Source organism: Chromobacterium haemolyticum (genome assembly GCF_002081825.1).
GTDB lineage: Bacteria > Pseudomonadota > Gammaproteobacteria > Burkholderiales > Chromobacteriaceae > Chromobacterium > Chromobacterium fluminis.
The window spans coordinates 14,993-36,963 of sequence record NZ_MUKU01000035.1 but is presented as its reverse complement, the minus strand read 5'-3'; the positions used below and the strand labels follow the sequence as shown (position 1 = coordinate 36,963).

The following is a 21,971-nucleotide window of genomic DNA, read 5'->3' as shown; positions in this document are numbered from 1 at the left end:
GTTCTGAGGCAGGGTTTCAAACACGGAAGGTCTCGCTGGATCAAGAGCTCAGGGAATGAAAAAGGCGAAAAACGGAATGACTGCGGAAGGGGGCGGAAACGCGAAACCGGAAGGACGAGCTTGGCCGTTTGGCCCAGGCAGGCCTCCGGTCACATAGTGTGATCGGAACCATATCTCGGCCGACCTTGGGAACCATAAGCTGACCACGCACAAAATTCCGCACAAGCTCGGCGCATGGCAGACAGAAACGGCGGGAATGCACCCGCCGTGCACGATAGTGCCTCAGCCAGCCTTGCCTGCCGGAATTTGCTGGGTTATGCAGTGAATATTGCCGCCGCCAAGCAGTACCTCGCGTGCCGGGACGCCGACAATTCGGTACTCAGGGAAGATCTCCTGCAAGCGGCTGGCTGCCGCGGCATCGGTACGCTCATCCAGAAGCGGGAAAATAATCTGTCCGTTGCTGATCAGGAAATTGACATAAGAAGCGGCCATGCGCTCGCCAACCTCACGCGGCACCGCCTGCCCGCTAGCCACCACGCCAGCCGTTTCATCCTGCTCATAGAACAAGGGGCCCGGGGCCAGCATCTTGTGGATCTTGAGCTGGCGGCCCTTGGCGTCGCGCGCTTTGGACAGCACTTCGTAGGCGGCCTGCGAACGCGGATACTGCGGATCCTGCTCATCGTCGACCCAGTGCAGCACAACTTCCCCTGGACGGGCAAAGCAGCACATATTGTCGATGTGACCGTCGGTTTCATCCATGAACACGCCTTCCGGCAACCAGATGAAGTGCGTCACATCCAGATACTCGGAAAGCAAGGCCTCAATCTGGGCTTTGGACAAATCCGGATTGCGATTGGGATTGAGCAGACATTCCGCGGTGGTGAGCAGCGTACCTTCACCATCGACATGAATCGAGCCGCCTTCCAGCACCAGCGGAGCTAGGTAGCGATCAAAGCCATGGTGGGCCAACACCTGGCCCGCCACTTCACTATCCTGATCCCAAGGATGGTACAGCCCGCCATTGAAGCCGCCCCAGGCATTGAACTTCCAGTCCACGCCACGCAGATGGCCCGCCTGATCGATCACCATGGTCGGTCCGCTGTCGCGCATCCAGCAGTCATCGCTATTCATTGCAACCAGGGTGACTTCGGACGGCATGACGGCGCGCGCCTGTGACATGAACGGTTCTGGCACGGCCATGAACACGGGCGTAGTCGCCGAAATGGCTTTGGCGATGGCAGCAAAAGCCTGTTGCGCCTCGCGTCCGGCATGGCGCCAGTTATCCGGGCGCTGCGGCCAGATCATCCATACCGCCTGATGCTCAGCCCACTCGGCCGGCATGTGAAAACCGTCGGCGGCAGGTAGGCTATTGTGCGTTTTATTGTTCATTTTGATCACCATCGGCTTGATAAATGCCATCAGAAGTATTCAATAAATCGTGCATTTGCGGATGACAGACTCGACACGTCTCCCGATCTGCGCGATGCGGAGGCTTGACCAATGCACATTCGCCGGGCGGATCAACGTTCTGGAACTGCAGATTTCCTCTGCAATGAACGACGAAGTGATTGACAGGCGTAGTCTATGAAGAGCCAAACTATTCAGCAAATGAACAATACGAATGCTTTCATAAATACGGTGAATGGTGTGAAACTGCATCAACTGGATCTGAACCTGTTGCTGGCACTGGATGCCCTGATCAGCCTGCGCAGTGTCACACGGGCGGCAGAGAAACTGTTTGTCAGCCAGCCGGCGATGAGTCACTCGCTCAATCGCTTGCGGACATTCTTCGACGACCCGCTGCTGGTGCGCTCGCCGCACGGCATGCTGCCGACGCAAAAAGCACTCTATCTGCAACAGGGCGTCCATCAGGCGCTCAGCCTGCTGCAAAGCCATTTCAGCCAGCCGGAGGCCTTTGACCCAGCAACATCGACGCGCCGCTTTACCCTGTGCACCACGGATTATGTAGAGTGCGTGCTGATTCCGCCCCTGGTGAAAAAACTGGCGGAGGCCGCGCCTAACGTTCATATCGACATCACCATCCTGCGGGAAGACATTCCGGAACTGGCGCTGGCCGACGGCGAAATCGACTTCCTGCTGGGTTTTGACGAATACATGTCCATCCCCAGCTATCTGTGCCGGGAAACCTGGCTGAACGAGCCGCTGATCGGCATCTTGCGCCATGATCACCCGCTCCAGAACGATAGACTGACACTATCGGATCTGATTGCCTTGCCGCATGTCTTCCACACGCCGCTGGGCAATCTGGGGTCGCCAATGGATGATTTTCTTGCCGAGCGCGGCTTGCAGCGCAAGATTTCGGTACACAGCCAAAGCTATATGGCTGCAGCCGCCATCGTCAGCAACACCGATCATTTGTTTATCCTGCCCAAGAAAGTAGCGGCGATGATGGCGGGTTACTGGCCCTTGAAGATGGTGGCGTTGCCGGAAGAGTTGCCAGGCTATCACCTTAACTGCATCTGGCACCCGGTGCAGGATAGTCATCCTGCGCTGCACTGGCTGCGCGATTTGATGCGCAAGCTCATCGAATCCGATGATGCGGCGCTGCCCCGGTATTCGCCGCATGAATAAGTGCATCAAAATGAATCATTTTCCCGTATAACGCTATCTCTTGTAGATTAGCCGCCATATTGCAGAACAGCCCATGCGCGCGCCGGCTACCGTGCGGCATGACCCGCCTGCGCCTGCAGGAAAACGGTCACCGCGATGGGCATGAAATCCGTCTTCTTAGTGGAGGTAGTAGCATGATCGAGGTGACCGAGCTATCCATTGCCGAGCTGCGCGCCGCGCTCGAATCCGGGCGTACGACAGCGGTCGAACTGGTCAAGGCCTATCTGGCGCGGATAGAGGCCTACGATGGCCCCGCGACGGAGACCAGGCTCAATGCGGTGGTGGTGCGTAATCCGGAGGCGATCAAGGAAGCCGAGGCATCCGATGCCCGTCGCGCTCGTGGTGAAACGCTGAGCCCGCTGGACGGCATTCCCTATACCGCCAAGGACAGCTATCTGGTGCAGGGGCTGACCGCCGCTTCAGGCAGCCCGGCGTTCAAGGATCTGCTAGCCCAACACGATGCCTTCACCATAGCGCGCCTGCGCGCCGCCGGCGCCATCTGCCTGGGCAAGACCAATATGCCGCCCATGGCCAATGGCGGCATGCAGCGCGGCTGCTACGGTCGCGCCGAAAGCCCCTACAACGCCAACTACCTGACGGCGCCGTTCGCCTCCGGCTCTTCCAATGGCGCCGGCACCGCGACAGCCGCCAGCTTCGCCGCCTTCGGCATGGCCGAGGAGACCTGGTCAAGCGGCCGCGGCCCGGCCTCGAACAATGGCCTGTGTGCCTATACGCCGTCTCGCGGGGTGATCTCGGTACGCGGCAACTGGCCATTGACACCGACCATGGACGTTGTCGTGCCGTACGCCCGCACCATGGCGGACTTGCTCGAAGTGCTCGACGTCATCGTCGCGGACGACCCGATCAGCCGTGGCGACCTATGGCGCCTGCAGCCCTGGGTGGAGATTCCCAAAGCCTCGGAGGTCCGGCCAGATTCCTATTCCGGCCTGCTGGCTCAGCCCGACACACTCAAAGGCAAGCGCTTTGGCATACCACGCATGTACATCAACAAGGACGAACTGGCCGGCACCAGCGAGACGCCTGGCATCGGCGGCCCGACCGGACAGCGCATCCATACCCGCGCATCGGTGATCGATCTCTGGGAAGCCGCGCGTCAGGCACTGGAAGCCGCCGGAGCGGAAGTCATCGAAGTGGATTTTCCGCTGGTTTCCAACTGTGAAGGCGATCGTCCCGGCGCGCCCACTGTATTCAACCGCGGCATCGTCTCGCCTGAGTTCCTCAATGACGAGCTGTGGGAGCTGTCCGGTTGGGCTTTCGATGAGTTCCTGCGCGCCAACGGCGACCCCAAGCTCAACAAACTGGCTGACGTGGATGGTCCGAAGATCTTCCCGCACGATCCGGGCACCTTGCCAAACCGCGAAGGGGACCTGGCCGCCGGCATGGACGAGTACGTCAACATGGCCAAGCGGGGCCTCAAGTCCTATGACCGGATTGAAAGCGTGCCGGATGGTCTGCGTGGTCTGGAAAAGACCCGCAAGCTGGATCTGGAAGACTGGATGGATGCGCTAAAGCTGGACGCCGTGCTGTTCCCCACCGTGGCCGACGTCGGCCCGGCAGATGCAGACGTCAATCCGCGCTCCGCCGACATCGCCTGGAGCAACGGCGTCTGGGTAGCCAATGGCAACCTCGCCATCCGCCATCTTGGCGTCCCGACGGTTACCGTACCGATGGGGGTGATGGCTGATATCGGCATGCCGGTGGGGCTGACTTTTGCGGGGCGCGCCTATGATGACAACGCGCTGCTGCGCTTCGCTGGCGCATTTGAAGCCACCGGCAACAAGCGCATGATCCCGCCGCGCACACCACCGCTAGCTCAATGATCACCCGCTAGGGCAGACCAGGACGGGCGTTCAGCCAGTAGCAGTGGCTTGGAGGCCATCATTGGTTTCCTGGAGGGGGATTACCGCTCTGGCCGAACCTGCATCCATGGGGAGTGGCGCTGGACGACGACTTCAGCTGAATAAGCACACAATAGCAAGGACAAACCCGCCGTTAGGCGGGTTTGCTTGGATAGTGATGCGCAGTTCAGTGTTATATGCACAGGCCTAATGCCAATGCTTACGAACGCTCTCGTGTAAGGCCCGATCGCCTATCTTTGCAGCAACTGCAAAAAAATGCTCTCTAGTTTCACGCAGGAAAAAACAAGAAGGGGGGAATTGGTGGACCGAAGGAGGATCGAACTCCCGACCTCTGCATTGCGAACGCAGCGCTCTCCCAGCTGAGCTATCGGCCCAAATCGACAGCCATCATATGACAAGGGCCTTGCGCTTGCCAAGCCCGACCCCATGGCGGCCGGCCAAGCTGGCGCATCCTCGCCACAACTCTTCATTTCAATGGCATGCCCGCCTCCGGCGGGACTACACTGCTCCGGTCCATCCCAACATCATCGCCGGAGATTTCCATGCTGCGCATCCTGGGCCGCACCAGTTCCATCAATGTCCGCAAAGTGCTGTGGACCTGTCATGAAATCGGCATCGACTACCAACGCGAAGACTGGGGCCGCGGCTTTCAGTCCGCCAGCAGCCCGGAATTCCTGGCGCTCAACCCTAATGCGCTGATTCCGACAGTGGTGGACGACGGCCTGGTGCTGTGGGAATCCAACACCATCTGCCGCTACCTGGCCGACTCGCGCCGGGCCAGCCACTTGCTGCCCACCGATCCGCGCAGCCGCGCCCAAGTGGAAAAATGGATGGACTGGCAGGCCACCGAGCTGAACGGCTCCTGGGGCTATGCCTTCCACGGCCTCAGCCGCCACAGCCCGGAACACCAGGACCCGGCGCTAATCCAGGCCAGCATCCAGCAATGGGGCCACTATATGGCCATTCTAGACCGGCAGCTGGCTTCGCAGAATACACCCTATATCTGCGGCGACGATTTCACCCTGGCCGACATCGTGCTCGGCCTGTCCATCCACCGCTGGCAGCTAACGCCTTTCGACAAGCTGGAACTGCCGCATGCGCACGCCTATTATCAGCGCCTGATTCAACGGCCGGGATTTGTGACGCATGGGAGTGTGGGGGTAGCTTAATAATCAGAATTCAGAGGGCATCACATGTCTGATATTATAAATTTCAATGAATCTGAAATTGTCATTGCTCTTGTGGGAGCAATTGGAACTGATTTAAAGAAAATTATAGAACCAATCAAAAACAAGCTAAAGTCTTACAATTACACCTCTCATGACATAAGAGTTTCTAAGCAAGTTATTGATTTTATATACCCAAATCAAGATAACTTACCAAAAAAATTTGAACACATCTCATATTACATGGACAAGGGCAATGAAATTAGGAAACTAGCGAACGACAATGGAATTTTAGCTGGAGGGATTTCTCTTGTCATTAATGAGGCTAGAAAAAAAGAACAAGACGCGGCAGAACAACCTGGCCCTTTAAAAAACACAGCATTCATCATTAACTCTATCAAAACACCTGAAGAAATCATACGTCTCAGAGAAATATATCAAACTGGATTCTATGCAATATCAGTTTACTCAGAAGAAAAAAGGAGAAAAAAAACTCTTATAGACATGGTGATGACTGAAGAGCAAGCTGAAGCTCTTATTCGTCGAGATGAGGAAGACCCAGATTCTTATGGTCAAAAAACTAGGGATGCATTCCATCTTTCAGATTTTTTTGTTAGCTACGATGGAAATGAGGATATTGTAACAAATAGCATTCACAGAATTATTGATATAATTTTTGGCGATCCATTTAAAACACCCACGTTTGATGAGTTTGCCATGTTTATGGCATTTTCGTCAGCTTTGAGATCTGCCGACTTGTCCCGTCAAGTAGGAGCAGTTATAGCTAAAGACCAAACTATTATCTCAACTGGATCTAATGATGTTCCTAAATTCAAAGGAGGGGTCTATTGGCCAAGTATCACAGCAACAGGTGAAGTTGTCGACGATACAAGAGGTAGGGATTACAAAAGAGGAGTAGACTCTAACTCTATAGAAAAACAAGAAATAATAAGTAGTATTATTAAAAAAATAGAAAACCAGATAACATCACGCCATATAAAAAATAAAATAGCCCGTAAAAAAGTATTAAACCGAATAAAAAAAGTTCTTTATGGATCAAAAATAAAAGATATAACAGAATATGGCCGGGTCGTTCACGCTGAAATGGATGCCATTTTAAACTGCGCTCGCAATGGTATATCTACTTCTTCTACAAATTTATACTGCACAACATTTCCATGCCATAACTGTGCAAAGCATGTCATTGCATCCGGGATTGAAAGGGTTGTTTACATCGAGCCCTATCCAAAATCAAAAGCAATGTGTTTTCATGACGACTCTATTTCTTCGGTAAAAGATGACTACAAAACAAAAGTAATATTTGAGCCTTTTGTTGGAGTTGGCCCAAGACGATTCTTTGATCTATTCTCGATGCAGATGAGCGATGGCTTTCCGATAAAACGCAAAAACAGTAGTGGAAAAGTCTTCCCATGGCCAGGACAGTCCCTTCCGCCCTTGCGTATGCAGATGTATCCACTAAACTACCTGGAAAAAGAAACTATTTTTGTTGCCCACTTTGCAAGTATACTTATCAAGTTTTCTTCTGGAGGGTCTCATGAATAAACCAGTAAAGTCAGCTCAGGATGTCTTGAAAGCGGCAAGTCAAAATATTGAGCAATGGCCTTCTTGGAAACAAGATTTAGCAAGAAAAACTCAAGACAGCACTACATCTAGTGTCAGTCGCTTTGCTCCTTCTGCTGCATATTCATGCCAAAAGCGGGAAAAGTAGCATTTGCTGTAGTCATTACGCAGCAGTCTCATAACTCTACTTAAAAGCCCGGCACCGCCGGGCTTCTCACTTCTCTGGTTGACTTAAGTCTTCCTCACCTTCCCCTCCAGCTCAAAACTCGCCTCCACCGCCAAGTGATAATCGTGCTGGCCATCGACATGGGCGAACACATCCAAGCCGCGCAGCCCCAAAGATAGAACACGTTCCAGGTGGTTGAAGAAGGCCACCCAAACGCCGCGCTGCTGCGCGTTGGCAAAGTCGATGTCGCGGGCGATGCGACCGAGCAGGCCGGAGCCGACCAGCAAGGGATTGTCCTTCAGCCATTGCAGCAGATGGGCGGCGTATTCGCGGCCGTCGGCGCAGGCCTGTGGATAAGAGTCGTAGCTGGGCTCGATTTGCCAGTAATGGGGATAAGTGCGGCCGGGGATGAAGCTGACGAAGGGCAACAAGGTTTCGACAGCTTCTCTTGATACACCTTTATAGCGGCGGCGCGGGGGGAAATACGGGTTACTCATGGCAGGACCTCCTTACTCAAAGCTCCGAAAGCCTCCCCGTTTGCAGACGAGGGTGGCGGGCACATGACAGGGCTGCAAAACCGGGAGTAAGGACCGGCAGGCCATAGGCCTCCCCGCCATAGCCCGCCCTTGAAAAGGTCGTGCCAATGACGTTCGGACACATCAACCGCAGCTGACATGTCAGGCCTAACTCCCACGGGTTTGCAGTCCCGGTGCCACTATTACGCGGCACAAGGCGGATTGTTGCCGTTGTTCCAAGAGGGGTCAAGGGAGCGGCGACTGGATTCACACTTGCACAAGCCAATGTGACGTTAAGAAAACCACGTATTCGACGCGCCCCTGCTCCCTTCAAGCCTGCCGACGGGTGGCAGGCCCGAGGTTTTAAGCGGCTGCTTGTTCGAGCAGCGCGACGTTAGCGCGCTGCGAGTTCAGCCGCGCCTCGGGACTGACGGGAGCCGGCGGGAAGCCGAAGGCCAGGCTTGCAGGGCGGCCTTTGGGGTAAAGGGGAATTTGGCCGCGCAAATTCCCCTTTCCGTTTGCCGGGCGGAACCGGCCCTGAATCATCATCCGTGAAGCGGATTCAAACTCTCAAAAATCGTAACTTCGCAAATCACCCCCGCATATGCAGCCCGTAGTAAACCGTCTCGTTCCAATAGCCGGTGGTGAGGCCGGCCAGATATTGCGCCGCGCGGAACAAGTCCGCCGCGCTGCAGCAGCCGGCGCTGACATTGCCGCGGTAGAGCCCGCAATTGGGATCGAACACCCAGATATAGTCGCTGCCCTTGTAGACGCCGACGGCGTGACCGGAAGCGCCACCGTTATGCATCAGGTTGAGGAAGAGCGCGTCGCCGCGCACCATCCGGTTTTCGATGATGTCTTGCCAGGCTTGGGCGCTGGCGCCGTGGGCGTTGTTGCAGTAGTGGCAGAAGGTAAGACCGAAGGTTTCCGCGTGGCTGGCATCGCCCACCCGGTTATTGGCGGCCACCGAGGGGTAGACCTGCTGTTCCAGATAGGAGGCGAAGCGGAACAGGTAGGCGCCGTTGTCGAACTGCTGGTAAAGCGCGTCCGCCTGCGCGGTGGTGGGCAGGTAGTCGCCGGCGCTGCTGCCCATATTGAATTTACCCACGCGATCCTGGATGTGTTTAAGCCACAGGCAGACCGCGGCCTCGCACACTCCGGCGGCGTTGGCGCCGTTCCCGGCATTATTGAAAGCCCTTCGCAACGACCACGCCATCGCGTCCCTCTCTTGCTATCCGTCGGTTTTCAGTTGGCAAAACACGCGCCTGTCATGGCGCGATATTTTGGGATAAACCGTAAACGGCATTTGCGCCAGTGGATTCAGGCAAGCGCGGCCCGGCGGTGAGGCCGGGCGATGGCGATTTAACGCTGCATTGCCGATGCGCAGCGGATCGCAAATAGCTTATCAGCGCCGGAACAGCTCGGCTTCGCTGGCCGGCTGCAGGCGCGGCGGGCCGGACAACGCTTGCAGGAAGGCGTGCAGCGCTTGCTTTTCCGCGGCGCTGAGGCCCAGCGGCTTGAGCAGCGGCGAGGGCTTGGGCAGGGTGTATTTTTCCACGCCCACCGCTTCCACCAGATTGCCGCCGTTGTTGTAGAACTCGATCACGCCGGCGCCGTCCTCATCCAGCGGCATGTCGCCGGTGTGCATGTAGTCGCCGGTGTAGAGCAGGTCGCGCAGGGTGGGAGTTCGGAACTTGCCCAGATCGGCGCGCAAGCCGGTGACGCCGCCACGGCCCAGGTCTTCCTTGTCTCGGCCGATGAAGTTGAGGCCGGTGTTGTGGAACTGGTTGTCGGACAGCAGCGGGCTGTTATGGCAGTTGATGCAGCGCGCCTTGGTACGGAACAGATGCAGACCCCACAGCGCCTGGTCGTTCAGCGCGGCGCGCTCGCCCTTGAGGAAGCGGTCGAAGGCGCTGTCCTGGCTGATCAGGGTGCGCTCGAAGGTGGCGATGGCCTTGGCCATGCGGTCCAGGTCCACGCGGCTGTCGCCGTAGGCGGCGGCGAACAGCGGCGCGTATTCCGGCGCGGCGGCGATCTTGGCCACGGCCTGGCCCAGCGGCTGGTGCATTTCCAGCGGATTGACCACCGGACCCTTGGCTTGCTCTTCCAGGCTGGCGGCGCGGCCGTCCCAGAACAGCGCGCCGACGTAGGCGGTGTTGAGCAGGGTCATGGCGTTGCGGCCGCCCAATTGGCCGATGTGGCCCTGGGACACCGGACGCGGATCGCTCCAGCCGTGTTCCGGCGCGTGGCAGCTGATGCAGGCGATGCGGTTGTTGCGGGACAGCCGGGGATCGCGGAACAGTTTGTCGCCCAGCGCCGCCTTGGCGGCGCTATAGGGGTTGTCGGCCGGAAACGGCGCCGCCGGCAGCAAGCCCAGATCGTGGAAACCGGCTTGCGCCGACGCGTCCAGCGTGGGAGCGGGCCAGGACGCTTGGCGGTCCGCGCCCGGCTGGTATTGGCCGTAGCGGGTCCGCCATTGCGCCAGTTGGGCGGCGTCCGGCTCCTCGCCGTCGCTGTCCGGCAGCGGCGGTTTGGCCGGGCGGATGGAGAGGGCGACCAGCAGCGGTTGCTCGGCCTGGCCGGCGAGATGGGCCGCGCTCTGTTTCCCGCCGTTGCGGTCCAGGCTGTAAAGCTCGCCGCTCGCGTCGCGCGCCCATATTCGGGCGGCGGCGTTAGCGGCGGGGTAGTCCGGGTCCTGTTGCAATTGCAGCCAGCGGATGGCCTCGACCACGCTGGGCAGCCGCCAATTGTCCTGCTGGCACAGCCGCTGCTGTTGCAGCGCGGCCAGCGCCGGATTGAGGCTGGCGGCGTCGGCCGGCCGCGGCCGGGCTTGCCACAGGATGACGTCGCGCCAGCTGTCCGGGTGCAGGTTGTCGTCAACGCAGGCGGCCTGGGCCGGCGCGGCCAGTTGGCCGTCGGCGCTGACCGGGATGTAGGCCGGCTGCGGCGGCGGATTGTCTTCCGGGTTGGAATCGTCCGCCAGCTTGGGGCCGCGCACCAGACGCAGCCGCGCCGGCTGGCCCAGGCTGAGACTGACGCTGGACAGGGTGCGGTGGGTGTCGTCGAAGGCCACCGCCACCGCGCCTTCGCCGCGGCGGCTGGTGGCGGTCCAGTAAAAGGTGGCTTCGGCGTCCGGGAAGGCGTGGCGGTCCATGGCCGGCAGGCCGCGTGAGCGGTCGTACTGGCTCCAGTCCAACAGGGTTTTCAGTTCGCGCTCGGTGGGCAACCGCCAGCCGCGCTCCGCGGCGATGTCGTCTTCGCTGTCTTCGAAGCCGCAGAGTTTTTGCTTGTTCACGGCTTCGGTGTAGGTGACGGCCAGGCAATCTTCCTGGCCGGGCTCGCACTGGGCCGGGCGTTCCGGATTGCGGCTGGCGCTGGCGTAATAGCTGTGGAATTGGCTGCGCAGGCCTTGCACGGACTTCACTTCCCAGATCAGGCCGGTCTGCTTGTCTTTCACGCAACCGGCGCGTTCGCCCGCGTCGCTCAAGGGCGCGCCGTTGGTTTCGGCCAGCGGGGCGAAGCGCGGACCGGGCGGCTGTTCGCGCAGCGCGGCCAGGCTGAGGCGGAAGTGGCTGGCCGCGTAGTCGTCGGCCACCACGCTGCGGGCGATGCCGGCGCTGTCCAGCAGGGTTTGCAGATCGCCGGCCTGGGCCAAGCTTTGGCTGCGGCGGAAGCGGGCCGCGGTGTCGGCGCTGATCTGGATGCCGTTATTGGGGTTGTCGTCTTCGTCCAGCGTCAGCAGCAGCTGTACCTGGCGCAGCACTTTGGGATCCGCCGGGTTTTGGCTGCCGGCCAGTTGCAGCGGAGTCAGCTGGGGCGCGCCCAGGCTGCGGCCCAGTTCCAGCTGGCCGATGCGAAAGACGACGGTTTCGCCGTCCAGATAGCGGAATTCGCCGTTGGCGGTGGTTTTGCCAGCATGGCTGCCGCTGTCGTAGTCCAGGCCCGCTACCGGGCTATCGACGAAGACGCCGGTGCGTACTGGCTGAGCGGCGGGGCCGCCGGAGCAGGCGGCCACGGCCAGGCTGCCCGCCAGAATAAAGGGAAGAACAAGGCGCGAGTGCATTTTTGTAATTAATAATCATTTTCATTTCAAGACGGCAATTATGCGTTTGTCGAGTTGTTCGTACAAGAAGCATGTCGAGGATAGGCAAACCGGAGTCGCGCCTGACCGTGCGCGCCAAGGTGTTCTGCCAGAAAAACCGCACCGGCCGTCATCATCTGACCGATATCGAGGTGTTCTGAACGGCAAAGAAGCTGTTCAACGACTCCAACGCAAAAAAAGCAGCCCAAGGGCTGCTTTCTTATTGGACGCGCGGTTTCAGCGTCGCGCGGCGTCCGGCCACACCCAGTCGCCGGGTGGCGGGGTCTGGCTGCCGGACGGGCTCAGCACATCGGACCAGGCCTTGATGCTGCCCGCGTATTTGCACAATGCGGCGAAGGCGGAAACATTGCCGGCATTGCCGTTGTATATGCCCACTTGCACGCCCTTGGGCGACAGCAAGGGGCTGCCGGAGTCCCCGCCGCGCCCCACCGTGCCACTAGCTAGCAAGGACACGCCGTTAGCCAAAGGCGACGGCCCCAGCCGCTGGATGTTGGCGACGCGGACATCCATCAGACTAGCCGCCAGTTGGCCGCCGGTCTCCGCCATGCGCAGATTAGCCTGCATTGCGCCTATCGCGCCGTTGCAGTCTTCCTGCGCCACCACCGGCACTATCCTGGCTCCGTCTAGTCCGGCGATGGGGCGGGACAGTTTCAACAAGGCCAGATCCACCGCCACGCCATTGTGGTCGAACTTGATCCAGTTGGGCTTGGCGTTGTTGCGAGCGGTGTCCACGCGCTGGGCGAAGTGACGCCCATAATGAGCGGTCACACCCTTCCAGTTATCCAGGATGCAATGCGAGGCGGTCAGCACCAGGTCCGGCCCCACCAGCGAGCCGCCGCAGATATTGCCGCCGGACGAGCCGCGAAAATCGAGCTTGACGTAGTGAGTTTCGGCCGGAGAGAACGGCGCGGCGGCGACTAATTGCGCGCTGGCCAGCAGGCTTGCGGCAACAATAAGTTTTTTCACGGAATATCCTTTTCAAAATCGTTATTGCGGTTTTCATCATCCAAAAAGACCAACCGGGCCGGCTCGATTAATTCAAGGAGGAATCTGCCAATTCCCCATCGCAAGCTTTCTCGGTTGGTTGTAATGATTATGTGATTTGCAAAACGATTTGCATGTGTGAATTTTCCATGATCCACCAACACAAAAATAACAAAGTCATAGGTTTTTATTAAAACTAATTACCCAATCCATCGCTAACTAGCCTGTGATGGGCCTTGACGTGTTTTGAGCGTTGCTTAAATAGCGGCTTTGTTAATTTTCACCGCTTTCCTATTAACTTTATCAGTCAATATTTAATTAATCTTGAATGAATTATTACTTTCATGGATTAAATAAAAACCGCATCGTTAACGATGCGGTTTTTTACGATTCCAGCCAGTTCCAAATAATGTTCAGCGCGTGAACACGGCGGCGCGCCACTTTATCCACAGGATGCTGAAAATGGCATTTTTATCCACAGCCACGCGCTTGGTCCAGCCGCCTATCCGCCTCCGGCAGCAAACGCGGCGTCCAAGCCAACAATGCCGCCCATAACGGGGCCAGGGCCAGCAGCGTCAGCCACGGCGGCGCGCCGGCTTGCAGAGCACGCAATTGCAGCCCGCCCCAGCAGACCAACGGTCCCGCCAGCGCGCCGATGAGCGCCAGCAGACGCGGCGACGGTCGCCAGACATTCAGCAACCGCAGCCACCAACAGCTGAAGCTCAGCCACAAGACAACCCTCCACAAGGGTAGGACGCCAACGCCGACGAGGCGGTACAGACCCAGCCCGGAGACGACGAAGTCCAGCAGACAGGCGGCCGCGCTCAACAGCAGCGCGCGGGTTTTAAAACCGGCCGGCAGCGCTTGCCAGGCCAGCAGCGCGCCGGCCAGCAACAGCACCACGTAGCGGTCGCGAAAGCAGAGCAACAGCCAGCCGCCGACGCCGAAGATCAGGCCGCCCAACAGCAGCCTGGGCCAGGGCTTGCCCGCCTCAGGCGTCATAGCCCAGATTGGGGGCCAGGTCGCGTTCGGCCTGTTCTACGCTGACGCCGCGGCGTTCGGCGTAGCTGGCCACTTGGTCGCGTTCGATCTTGCCCACGCCGAAGTAACGCGCGGCCGGGTGGCTGAGATAGAAGCCGGACACGGCGGCGGTGGGCAGCATCGCGTAGCCTTCGGTCAGCGTCATGCCGATGGCCGGCGCATCCAAGAGTTCGAACAGCGCGGTCTTGACGGTGTGGTCCGGGCAAGCCGGGTAGCCGGGCGCGGGACGGATGCCCTGGTACTTTTCGTCGATCAGCGCTTCGTTGTCCAGTTGCTCCGCGACGGCGTAGCCCCAGAATTCCCGGCGCACGCGGGCGTGCATCAGTTCCGCGAAGGCTTCGGCCAGCCGGTCCGCCAACGCCTTGAGCAGGATGGAGGAATAATCGTCGCCGGCGTCTTCGAAGCGTTTGACGTGCGGCTCAATGCCAATGCCGGCGGTAACGGCGAAGGCGCCGATATAGTCCTGCACGCCGCTGTCCCGTGGCGCGATGTAGTCGGCCAGCGCCCAGTTGGCCTTGCCGTCCATCTTGGGCAGTTGCTGGCGCAGGCCCACCCAGCTCATCAGGCTGACGCGCTTGTCCGGGTCGCGGATTTCGATGTCGTCGTGATTGACGCTGGCGGCCGGGAACAGACCAATCACCGCGTTGGCCCCCAGCCAATTCTCATCGATTATCTGCTTGAGCATCACTTGCGCGTCCTCGTACAAGGCGCGCGCGGATTCGCCGACGATCTCGTCGTTCAGAATGCGCGGGAAGCGGCCGGCCAGCTCCCAGCTCTGGAAGAACGGGGTCCAGTCGATATAGGCGGCGATCTCGGCCAAGGGGTAGCGCTCGAAGCGGCGCACGCCCAGCCATTTCGGCTTGGGCGGCTGGTAGGCCGTCCAGTCTATCGCTTCCTTGTTGGCGCGCGCCTGCTCCAGGCTCACCACCTTGCGGCTCGCCTTGTTGGCGTGGCCTTCGCGGGCGCGGTCTTGCTCGGCCTGGTTTTCCAAGACGAAGGCGTCGCGCAGCGTATCGGACAACAGGTTTGAGCAGACGCCGACGGCGCGGCTGGCGTCCGGCACGTAGATCACCGGATGTTGATAGTGCGGAGCAATCTTGACCGCGGTGTGAACCTTGGATGTTGTCGCGCCGCCTATCAACAACGGGATGCTGAAGCCCTGCCGCTGCATTTCCTTGGCCACATGGCTCATTTCTTCCAGGCTGGGCGTGATCAGGCCGGACAGGCCGATGATGTCGGCCTTGTGCTCAATGGCGGCGTCCAGGATTTTCTGGCAGGGCACCATCACGCCCAGGTCGATCACCTGATAGTTATTGCAGCGCAGCACCACGCCGACGATGTTCTTGCCGATATCGTGAACGTCGCCCTTGACCGTGGCCATGATGATCACGCCCTTGGCCGGCGCGTCGGAGAGGCCGAGACGGATTTTTTCCTCTTCGATGAAGGGTTCCAGATGGGCGACGGCGGCCTTCATCACCCGCGCGGATTTGACCACCTGCGGCAGGAACATCTTGCCTGCACCGAACAGGTCGCCCACCACGTTCATACCGTCCATCAGCGGCCCTTCGATCACATGAATGGGGCGCGCGGATTTCTGCCGCACCTCCTCGGTGTCTTCGACGATGAAGGTGGTGATGCCCTTGACCAGCGCGTGTTCCAGCCGCTTTTCCACCGGCAGCGCGCGCCAGGCCAGGTCTTCCACTTTTTTCTCGCCGGCGGCTTCGCCCTTGTATTTTTCCGCCAGCGCGATCAGGTGTTCGGTGGCGTCGCCGCCGTCCTTGGGCGCGCGCATCAACACCACGTCTTCAATGCGCTCGCGCAGTTCCGGGTCCACCTCGTCGTAGACTTCCAGCGCGCCGGCGTTGACGATGCCCATGGTCATGCCGCGCTGGATGGCGTGGTAGAGGAAGACGGCGTGGATGGCCTCGCGCACCTTGTTGTTGCCGCGGAAGGAGAAGGAGACGTTGGACACGCCGCCGGAAATCTTGGCGTGAGGCAGGCGCTGCTTGATCCAGCCGGTGGCTTCGATGAAGTCCAGGCCGTAACGCGCGTGTTCCTCAATGCCGGTGGCGACGGCGAAGATATTGGGATCGAAAATGATGTCTTCCGGCGGGAAACCCACTTCGTCCACCAGAATGCGGTAGCTGTTCTCGCAGATTTCGATCTTGCGGGCGTAAGTATCGGCCTGGCCGGTTTCGTCGAAAGCCATCACGATCACCGCGGCGCCGTAGCGGCGGATCAGCCGCGCCTGCTCAACGAACTTGTCACGGCCTTCCTTCATCGAGATCGAGTTGACGATGCCCTTGCCCTGTATGCATTTGAGGCCGGCTTCGATCACGTCCCATTTGGAGGAGTCGATCATGATGGGCACGCGGGCGATGTCAGGCTCGGAGGCGATCAGGTTGAGGAAGCGCACCATGGCGGCGTGGGCGTCCAACATCCCCTCGTCCATATTGATGTCGATGACCTGAGCGCCGTTTTCCACTTGCTGACGCGCCACGTCCAGCGCGGTGGCGTAGTCGCCGTTGAGAATGAGCTTGGCGAAGGCGCGGCTGCCAGTGACGTTGGTGCGTTCGCCCACGTTGACGAACAAATCGCCGTCGCCGATGTTGAACGGCTCCAGGCCGGACAAGCGGCACTTGGCTTCAATCTGCGGCAGCGGCCGCGGCGCGACGCCGTCCACCGCGCGGGCGATGGCGGCGATATGTTCCGGCGTGGTGCCGCAACAGCCCCCGACGATGTTGATCAGGCCGGACTCCGCCCATTCGCGGACAAACTCGCCCATCGCGTCCGGCTCCAGGTCGTAGCCGCCGAAGGCGTTGGGAAGGCCGGCGTTGGCGTGCACCGACACATAGCCGGCGGACACCCGCGCCATTTCCTCGACATAAGGCCGCAGCAGGTCCGGTCCCAGCGCGCAGTTGAGGCCGTAGCTGACCGCGTCGGCGTGGGACAGCGAGTTGTAAAAGGCTTCGGTGGTCTGCCCGGTCAGGGTGCGGCCGGATTGGTCGGTGATGGTGCCCGAAATCATGATGGGCAGACGCGGCGTGGCCGGGCGCTCGTCGAAATATCGGTGAATGGCGAACACCGCCGCCTTGGCGTTCAGGGTGTCGAAAATGGTTTCCACCAACAGCAGGTCCGCGCCCCCTTGCACCAGGCCGTCTATCGCCTCGGTGTAGGACGTTACCAGTTCGTCGAAGCTGACGTTGCGGTAGCCCGGGTCGTTGACGTCCGGGCTGATGCTACAGGTGCGGTTGGTGGGGCCGAGCACGCCGGCGCAGTAGCGCGGCTTGGCCGGATTGGCGGCGCTGGCCTTTTCGCACAGTTCCTTGACCAGCCTGGCCGCGGCATGATTGATTTCCCAAACCAGGCTTTCCATGGCGTAATCCGCCATGGCGATGGAGGTGGCGTTGAAGGTGTTGGTTTCGATGATGTCGGCGCCGGCGTCCAGATAAGCCTGGTGAATGCCGCCGATCACGTCCGGACGCGTCAGCGCCAGCAAGTCATTGTTGCCCTTGACGTCGCAAGGCCAGTCGGCAAAGCGCTCGCCCCGATAATCGGCCTCCTCCAACTGATGGCGTTGGATCATGGTGCCCATGCCGCCGTCCAGAATCAGAATGCGTTGGGAAAGGTGTTGCCGGAGGGGATGCAAGAATGTTTTTGTCATGGCGGCTGAACTTTTTTTGTCTACAACGATAACAAGCGCAACGGACTCAAAAGATCATCTTAACACTCGCAATCAACTGTCCGGTCGCTTGCTTAAGAATAAAGAGAGAACATCCATATGGCCATTACGAATAAGCTGTGGCTGCTCGCGGGGCTGGCGGCGGCATGGTGCGGGGAGGCGTGGGCGGCGGGTAGTTTGCGGATAGGCGTGGCGGATACCGACGCGGCGCCGGTAGTGATGTTGTCGCCGGACGGCGAGCATCTGCGCGGCGGATTGTCCAAGGATCTCGGCGAGATGCTGGCGGCGGAATTGGGCCTGCGTCCGGAGTTCATGCTGATCGCCCGCAAGCGGGTGGAGCCCTCTATCGAATCGGGCCGGGTGGACATTATCTGCAATGCCAATCCGGACTGGTTCGGCAACGCCGCGCGTCTGGGCTGGACTCATGAAATCTACCAGCAATTGGAGCGGCCGTTGACGCTGAAGCAGCCGACGGAACTACGTCAGGTGAGCGACCTCGCCGGCAAACGCATCGTCACCATACGCGGCTACAACTATCCCACGCTGGAACGCTTCTGGCGCGCCAACCCGGCCTCGCACAACGAGGAAGCGCGGATGGAACTGCTGGTCAAATCGGTGCAAAAACGGCTGAGCGACGTCGCCATCGTGTCTGAACTGGAGTTCGCCGCCTGGGCGCGCGCCTGGCCGCAGGATGCGGCGCAATTCAAGCTGCACTCGCTGGTAGTGACCTTCATGCCCACCATGTGCGCGGTGGCGCCGCATTCCGATATCAAGGTGGCGCAGCTGAATCTGGCGATAGATCGCCTGCAGAAAAGCGGCCGCATCAAGGCGGTGTTGAAAACCTATCAGTGGCAGCCACAGGAATAAAAGCCGGCGGCCGGCGGTGCCGGCTCTAATCCTGGCCGCGGAAGCGCTGTTCCAGCCGGTGCAGCACTTCCAGCGTGGTTTCCATCTGGCTGGCGGGTATGTCCGCCAGCGCGTGCCGGAAAAAAGCCTCGCGCTTGGGTTGCACCGCCTCTATCAGCGCCTGGCCCGCCGGCGCCAACGTCACCAAGGTCTGGCGGTTGTCGGCAGGGTCGGTGATCCGCCGCACCAATTCCTCTTCCTCCATACCCTTCAACTGCCGCGTCAACGCGCCCGGATCCATCATCAGCCGGGTGGCCAACTGCTTCTGCGTTGCCTGCTCCAGATCGGTCAGCGCGGCGAGGATGCGCCAGCGCGGCAAGGGGTAGCCCACCTGTTGCTCAAACGCCGCGTACATGGCGCGGCCGGTGCGGCCGATTTGCTGCAGCAGATTGGGGGCGCGTTCAGTCATGGATTACCGCCGTCTTGGTTTTAACATCGCGCAATTCTACATGTGGGACTCGACGCACGAGCAATAAGCCAAGCACAACCAGCGCAGCCACCAGCCACTGGCTGACGTGAATGGCGTCCACCAACGCCAGCCGGGAGGCACCGAGCAAGGCGCCGCCGTTGATACGAGCCGCCGTCGTCAGTTGTTCGAAGCGAGCGGCGGTTTCAGGGCTGAGCAGGATTTGCGGATCGCGCAGCCAGGCAAGCCATTGCGGCTCGGTCGACAGAGCGTTGACGCCGGCGACGTAACGGTGGGTGACGAACACGCCCACCAGCGCGGTGCCCAGCATGCCGCCTATCATCCGCGTGGACTGAATCATGGCGGTGGCCACGCCCAGCTGCTCTCGCGGCGCGCTCTGTTGGACGAAGATGGTCAGGTTGGGCAGCAACAGGCCCAAACCCAAGCCGCCCACCGCCATCAGCACGGCCACCAGCCAGTGCTCGGTGGCGGCGTCCACCCAGCCCAAAGCGCCGGCGGTGAAGGCGAACAACAGCAAGCCCAGGCCCAGCAACAGGGTGGGGCGGCGCACCCGGGTGACGATGCGGCCGTTCAGGATGCTGCCCAGAGTGATGCACACCACCAGCGGCGTCACCAGTAGTCCGGCCTGGTTGGGCGACAGGCCGAAACCGCCCTGAAACATCAACGGCGCGTAATACATCACCGCGAACATGCCGCCGCCCAGCAGCAAAGACAGGCCGAACAAGGGCGCCAGACTGCGGTGGCTCAACATGTCCAGCGGCAACAGTGGATTAGGACAACGCCGCTCCCACCACAATAGGCCGGCCAATGCGGCGAGGCCGCCCAGCCCCAGGCCGGCCATCAGCCACAGCGGCTTGTGCAGCGGCAGCCATTCCACCAGCAGCTGCATCGAGCCCAGCAGCACGGCAATCAGCAACGCGCCCTGCCAGTCCAGCTTGCTGGCGGCGCCGCCGCGACGCATCGCCGGCAGATAGCGCCAGACGAACCACAGGCTGGCCAACCCCACCGGCAGATTGACGAAGAAGACCCAACGCCATCCCAGGTATTCGGTGAGAAAACCGCCCAGGGTCGGGCCCACCGCATTGGCCAAGCCGAAAGCGGCGGTCAACATCACCTGCCAACGCAGGCGCTGCGCGGTTTCCGGAAACATGTCCGGCACGCAGGCGAAGGTGGTTGCCACCAGCATGCCGCCGCCCACGCCTTGCAGCGCGCGCGCCAGCACCAGTTCCAACATGTTCTGAGCCAGGCCGCACAACATGGAGGCGACGGTGAACAGGATGATGGCGGTCAAGACGAAGGGCTTGCGCCCGTGGTCGTCGCCCAGCTTGCCGAAGATGGGCACGGTGATGACCGAAGTCAGCAGGTAGGCGGTGCCCACCCAAGCGTAGAGATCGAAGCCGTGCAACTCCGCCACCACGGTGGGCATGGCGGTACCCACCACGGTCTGGTCCAGCGCCACCATCAGCAGCACGAAGCAGAGGCCAAGCATGGCCAGCACTTTCTGGCGGAAATCCAGCGCGCCGGCCGCTCCAGCGCTTGCGGCTAAGGTGCTCATTTTTGTTGACCTATCAATAATTGACTAGTCAATTATTTTGCGCCGAGAACGCCCTGGAATCCAGTGGCCGACACAGAAATTTACAGAAAGGGGTGATCAGCGGCGGCGGGATGCCCCGCCGCCTGGCGCTCAATAGCCGCGCCGCGCCAGCCAGCTGCTGGCTTCGCTCTTGGCCAGGATGGCCACCAGCCAGTCGCGGAACACCTTGACCTTGGGCAGCTCCGCCAACTCGTGCGGATAGACCAGGTAATAGCTCCACTCGGTTTCCAGCACGGTATCGAAAGGCATCACCAGCCGGCCGGAATCCAGGTCCTGGGTCACCATGGACACCTGGGCCAGAGTCACGCCCATGCCGGCGACGGCGGCGTGCAGCGCGTATTCGGAAGCGTCGAAGGTGACGCCGCTTTCCGGATTCACGCCGTTGACGCCGGCCAGTTTCAGCCAGCGCTTCCAGGTGTCCTGATCGCGCCATGGGTGCAGCAGGGTATGGTGACGCAAATCGTCCGGGGTGTTCAGCGGATGCTTGCCGTTCAGCAGGGCCGGCGAGCAGACCGGAATCAGCTTCTCGCGGCAGATGCACTCGGTGCGCAGGTCCGGCGCCACTTCGGCGCGCGCCATGCCCACCACCGCCAGATCATATTCCGCACGGTTGAACGGCTTGTCGTGAATCAGTTGGGTTACCAGGTGCAGCGTGTATTCCGGATAGCGGGTCTGGAAATCCGGCAGATTGGGCAGCACCCAGCGCATTGCCGGGGTGGGGGGCATGCGCACGCGCAGATCGCTTTGCCGCAGCCGCAGCGCTTCGCTGGCCTCGTTCAGTAATTGGAAGGCTTCGCGCGCGGGCTTGATCAGCGCCTCACCCTCGGCGGTCAGCGACAGGCCGCGCGCTTGCCGGGTGAACAGCGTGGCGCCGTAGTATTCCTCCAGCGTTTGCACGTGGCGGCTGACCGCCCCTTGGGTCAGGCTGAGCGCGGCGGCGGCGCGGGTAAAGGACAAATGCTCGGCGGCAACGACAAATACGCGTAATGCATTAAGCGGTGGCAGCTTCATCTTACATGCCTTTTTATCATGGTTATCATGAAATTAACTGCTTTGTCATGCCAGGCGCAACATCGTATGCTAGGCATGCCGGGCACGGCTGGGCTTTGAACGGCGTTCCGCGGCATGCAAACCGCCGCCATGCAACAATGGCATGGCGATTCGCGCTCCCCGCCGAGCGAGCCGTCTATGCCGCGCTCCCCGATTTCCAGCGCGGCGCCGGCAGCCGGAGTCAAGCCCGGCCTTGGCTTGCCCGGAAACGGAACCGTCATTCCCGAGCCTAAGGCTTTATCCGTA

16 protein-coding genes and 1 tRNA gene are annotated in these 21,971 nt (G+C 60.3%); 6 read left to right on the top strand and 11 right to left on the bottom strand.

The window, feature by feature from the left end:
• Positions 1-282: 282 nt before the first annotated feature.
• A complete protein-coding gene (aguA, locus tag B0T39_RS19945) occupies positions 283-1,419 on the bottom strand; it encodes an agmatine deiminase (RefSeq protein ID WP_254894610.1) in 1,137 nt (378 codons plus the stop codon).
• Positions 1,420-1,647: 228 nt separating this feature from the next.
• Here aguA and B0T39_RS19940 point away from each other — a divergent pair, with 228 nt between their 5' ends.
• Complete coding sequence (locus B0T39_RS19940; RefSeq protein WP_081549725.1) at positions 1,648-2,592, top strand: LysR family transcriptional regulator; 945 nt, start codon at positions 1,648-1,650, stop codon at positions 2,590-2,592.
• Between the two features lie 173 nt (positions 2,593-2,765).
• On the top strand, positions 2,766-4,472 hold the full coding sequence (locus B0T39_RS19935) for an amidase (protein WP_081549697.1): 1,707 nt from the start codon (positions 2,766-2,768) through the stop codon (positions 4,470-4,472).
• A 337-nt stretch (positions 4,473-4,809) separates the two neighbouring features.
• On the opposite strand, the gene B0T39_RS19930 is transcribed toward B0T39_RS19935, so the two are convergent.
• Positions 4,810-4,885 (bottom strand) — tRNA-Ala (locus B0T39_RS19930).
• A gap of 168 nt (positions 4,886-5,053) precedes the next feature.
• Here B0T39_RS19930 and B0T39_RS19925 point away from each other — a divergent pair.
• The 3 genes from B0T39_RS19925 to B0T39_RS25725 are packed head-to-tail and all read left to right on the top strand — an operon-like array spanning position 5,054 to position 7,406.
• A complete protein-coding gene (locus B0T39_RS19925; RefSeq protein ID WP_081549695.1) occupies positions 5,054-5,680 on the top strand; it encodes a glutathione S-transferase family protein in 627 nt (208 codons plus the stop codon).
• A 24-nt stretch (positions 5,681-5,704) separates the two neighbouring features.
• Positions 5,705-7,240, top strand: a complete 1,536-nt coding sequence (locus B0T39_RS19920; RefSeq protein ID WP_081549693.1) for an anti-phage dCTP deaminase — start codon at positions 5,705-5,707, stop codon at positions 7,238-7,240.
• Complete coding sequence (locus tag B0T39_RS25725; RefSeq protein ID WP_166453356.1) at positions 7,233-7,406, top strand: hypothetical protein; 174 nt, start codon at positions 7,233-7,235, stop codon at positions 7,404-7,406. Before B0T39_RS19920 ends, B0T39_RS25725 begins: the two co-directional genes overlap by 8 nt.
• 83 nt (positions 7,407-7,489) lie before the next feature.
• Here B0T39_RS25725 and B0T39_RS19915 read toward each other — a convergent pair whose 3' ends face one another.
• From B0T39_RS19915 to metH, 6 genes are all read right to left on the bottom strand, one after another.
• Positions 7,490-7,921 (bottom strand): hypothetical protein, encoded by a 432-nt coding sequence (locus B0T39_RS19915; RefSeq protein ID WP_141111320.1) that lies wholly within the window; start codon positions 7,919-7,921, stop codon positions 7,490-7,492.
• Positions 7,922-8,531: 610 nt separating this feature from the next.
• Entirely contained in the window at positions 8,532-9,155 is a 624-nt protein-coding gene (locus tag B0T39_RS19905) for a YopT-type cysteine protease domain-containing protein (protein WP_081549687.1), read from the bottom strand.
• A 189-nt stretch (positions 9,156-9,344) separates the two neighbouring features.
• Positions 9,345-12,002 (bottom strand): cytochrome c peroxidase, encoded by a 2,658-nt coding sequence (locus B0T39_RS19900; RefSeq protein WP_081549685.1) that lies wholly within the window; start codon positions 12,000-12,002, stop codon positions 9,345-9,347.
• Between the two features lie 255 nt (positions 12,003-12,257).
• On the bottom strand, positions 12,258-13,007 hold the full coding sequence (locus tag B0T39_RS19895) for a trypsin-like serine protease (RefSeq protein ID WP_081549683.1): 750 nt from the start codon (positions 13,005-13,007) through the stop codon (positions 12,258-12,260).
• A 489-nt stretch (positions 13,008-13,496) separates the two neighbouring features.
• Positions 13,497-14,027, bottom strand: coding sequence for a DUF2878 family protein (locus B0T39_RS19890; RefSeq protein ID WP_081549681.1), 531 nt, complete (start codon positions 14,025-14,027; stop codon positions 13,497-13,499).
• Entirely contained in the window at positions 14,017-17,730 is a 3,714-nt protein-coding gene (gene metH / locus B0T39_RS19885; protein ID WP_081549679.1) for a methionine synthase, read from the bottom strand. Before metH ends, B0T39_RS19890 begins: the two co-directional genes overlap by 11 nt.
• A gap of 117 nt (positions 17,731-17,847) precedes the next feature.
• On the opposite strand from metH, the gene B0T39_RS19880 reads away from it, so the two are divergent.
• Positions 17,848-18,615 (top strand): substrate-binding periplasmic protein, encoded by a 768-nt coding sequence (locus tag B0T39_RS19880; protein WP_081549677.1) that lies wholly within the window; start codon positions 17,848-17,850, stop codon positions 18,613-18,615.
• Between the two features lie 25 nt (positions 18,616-18,640).
• Here the strand turns inward: B0T39_RS19880 and B0T39_RS19875 are convergent, their stop codons facing one another.
• The 3 genes from B0T39_RS19875 to gcvA all read right to left on the bottom strand — a co-directional run bounded on the left by B0T39_RS19875 (position 18,641) and on the right by gcvA (position 21,686).
• On the bottom strand, positions 18,641-19,063 hold the full coding sequence (locus B0T39_RS19875) for a MarR family winged helix-turn-helix transcriptional regulator (RefSeq protein ID WP_043636446.1): 423 nt from the start codon (positions 19,061-19,063) through the stop codon (positions 18,641-18,643).
• The gene (locus B0T39_RS19870; RefSeq protein WP_254894609.1) at positions 19,056-20,636 is read right to left on the bottom strand and encodes an MFS transporter; all 1,581 of its coding nucleotides are present in this window, start codon (positions 20,634-20,636) and stop codon (positions 19,056-19,058) included. Before B0T39_RS19870 ends, B0T39_RS19875 begins: the two co-directional genes overlap by 8 nt.
• A 129-nt stretch (positions 20,637-20,765) precedes the next feature.
• Positions 20,766-21,686 carry a transcriptional regulator GcvA gene (gcvA, locus tag B0T39_RS19865; protein WP_019102440.1) on the bottom strand — a complete coding sequence of 307 codons (921 nt, stop codon included), beginning with the start codon at positions 21,684-21,686 and terminating at the stop codon, positions 20,766-20,768.
• Between the last annotated feature and the right edge of the window lie 285 nt (positions 21,687-21,971).

What these genes read in the sequence shown, in the direction of transcription:
- B0T39_RS19890 (WP_081549681.1), bottom strand. Translation starts at nt 14,027, where the DNA reads ATGACGCCTGAGGCGGGCAAGCCCTGGCCCAGGCTGCTGTTGGGCGGC.
- B0T39_RS19870 (WP_254894609.1), bottom strand. Translation starts at nt 20,636, where the DNA reads ATGAGCACCTTAGCCGCAAGCGCTGGAGCGGCCGGCGCGCTGGATTTC.
- aguA (WP_254894610.1), bottom strand. Translation starts at nt 1,419, where the DNA reads ATGGCATTTATCAAGCCGATGGTGATCAAAATGAACAATAAAACGCAC.
- B0T39_RS25725 (WP_166453356.1), top strand. Translation starts at nt 7,233, where the DNA reads ATGAATAAACCAGTAAAGTCAGCTCAGGATGTCTTGAAAGCGGCAAGT.
- B0T39_RS19920 (WP_081549693.1), top strand. Translation starts at nt 5,705, where the DNA reads ATGTCTGATATTATAAATTTCAATGAATCTGAAATTGTCATTGCTCTT.
- B0T39_RS19925 (WP_081549695.1), top strand. Translation starts at nt 5,054, where the DNA reads ATGCTGCGCATCCTGGGCCGCACCAGTTCCATCAATGTCCGCAAAGTG.
- B0T39_RS19880 (WP_081549677.1), top strand. Translation starts at nt 17,848, where the DNA reads ATGGCCATTACGAATAAGCTGTGGCTGCTCGCGGGGCTGGCGGCGGCA.
- B0T39_RS19875 (WP_043636446.1), bottom strand. Translation starts at nt 19,063, where the DNA reads ATGACTGAACGCGCCCCCAATCTGCTGCAGCAAATCGGCCGCACCGGC.
- metH (WP_081549679.1), bottom strand. Translation starts at nt 17,730, where the DNA reads ATGACAAAAACATTCTTGCATCCCCTCCGGCAACACCTTTCCCAACGC.
- B0T39_RS19900 (WP_081549685.1), bottom strand. Translation starts at nt 12,002, where the DNA reads ATGCACTCGCGCCTTGTTCTTCCCTTTATTCTGGCGGGCAGCCTGGCC.
- gcvA (WP_019102440.1), bottom strand. Translation starts at nt 21,686, where the DNA reads ATGAAGCTGCCACCGCTTAATGCATTACGCGTATTTGTCGTTGCCGCC.
- B0T39_RS19935 (WP_081549697.1), top strand. Translation starts at nt 2,766, where the DNA reads ATGATCGAGGTGACCGAGCTATCCATTGCCGAGCTGCGCGCCGCGCTC.
- B0T39_RS19905 (WP_081549687.1), bottom strand. Translation starts at nt 9,155, where the DNA reads ATGGCGTGGTCGTTGCGAAGGGCTTTCAATAATGCCGGGAACGGCGCC.
- B0T39_RS19915 (WP_141111320.1), bottom strand. Translation starts at nt 7,921, where the DNA reads ATGAGTAACCCGTATTTCCCCCCGCGCCGCCGCTATAAAGGTGTATCA.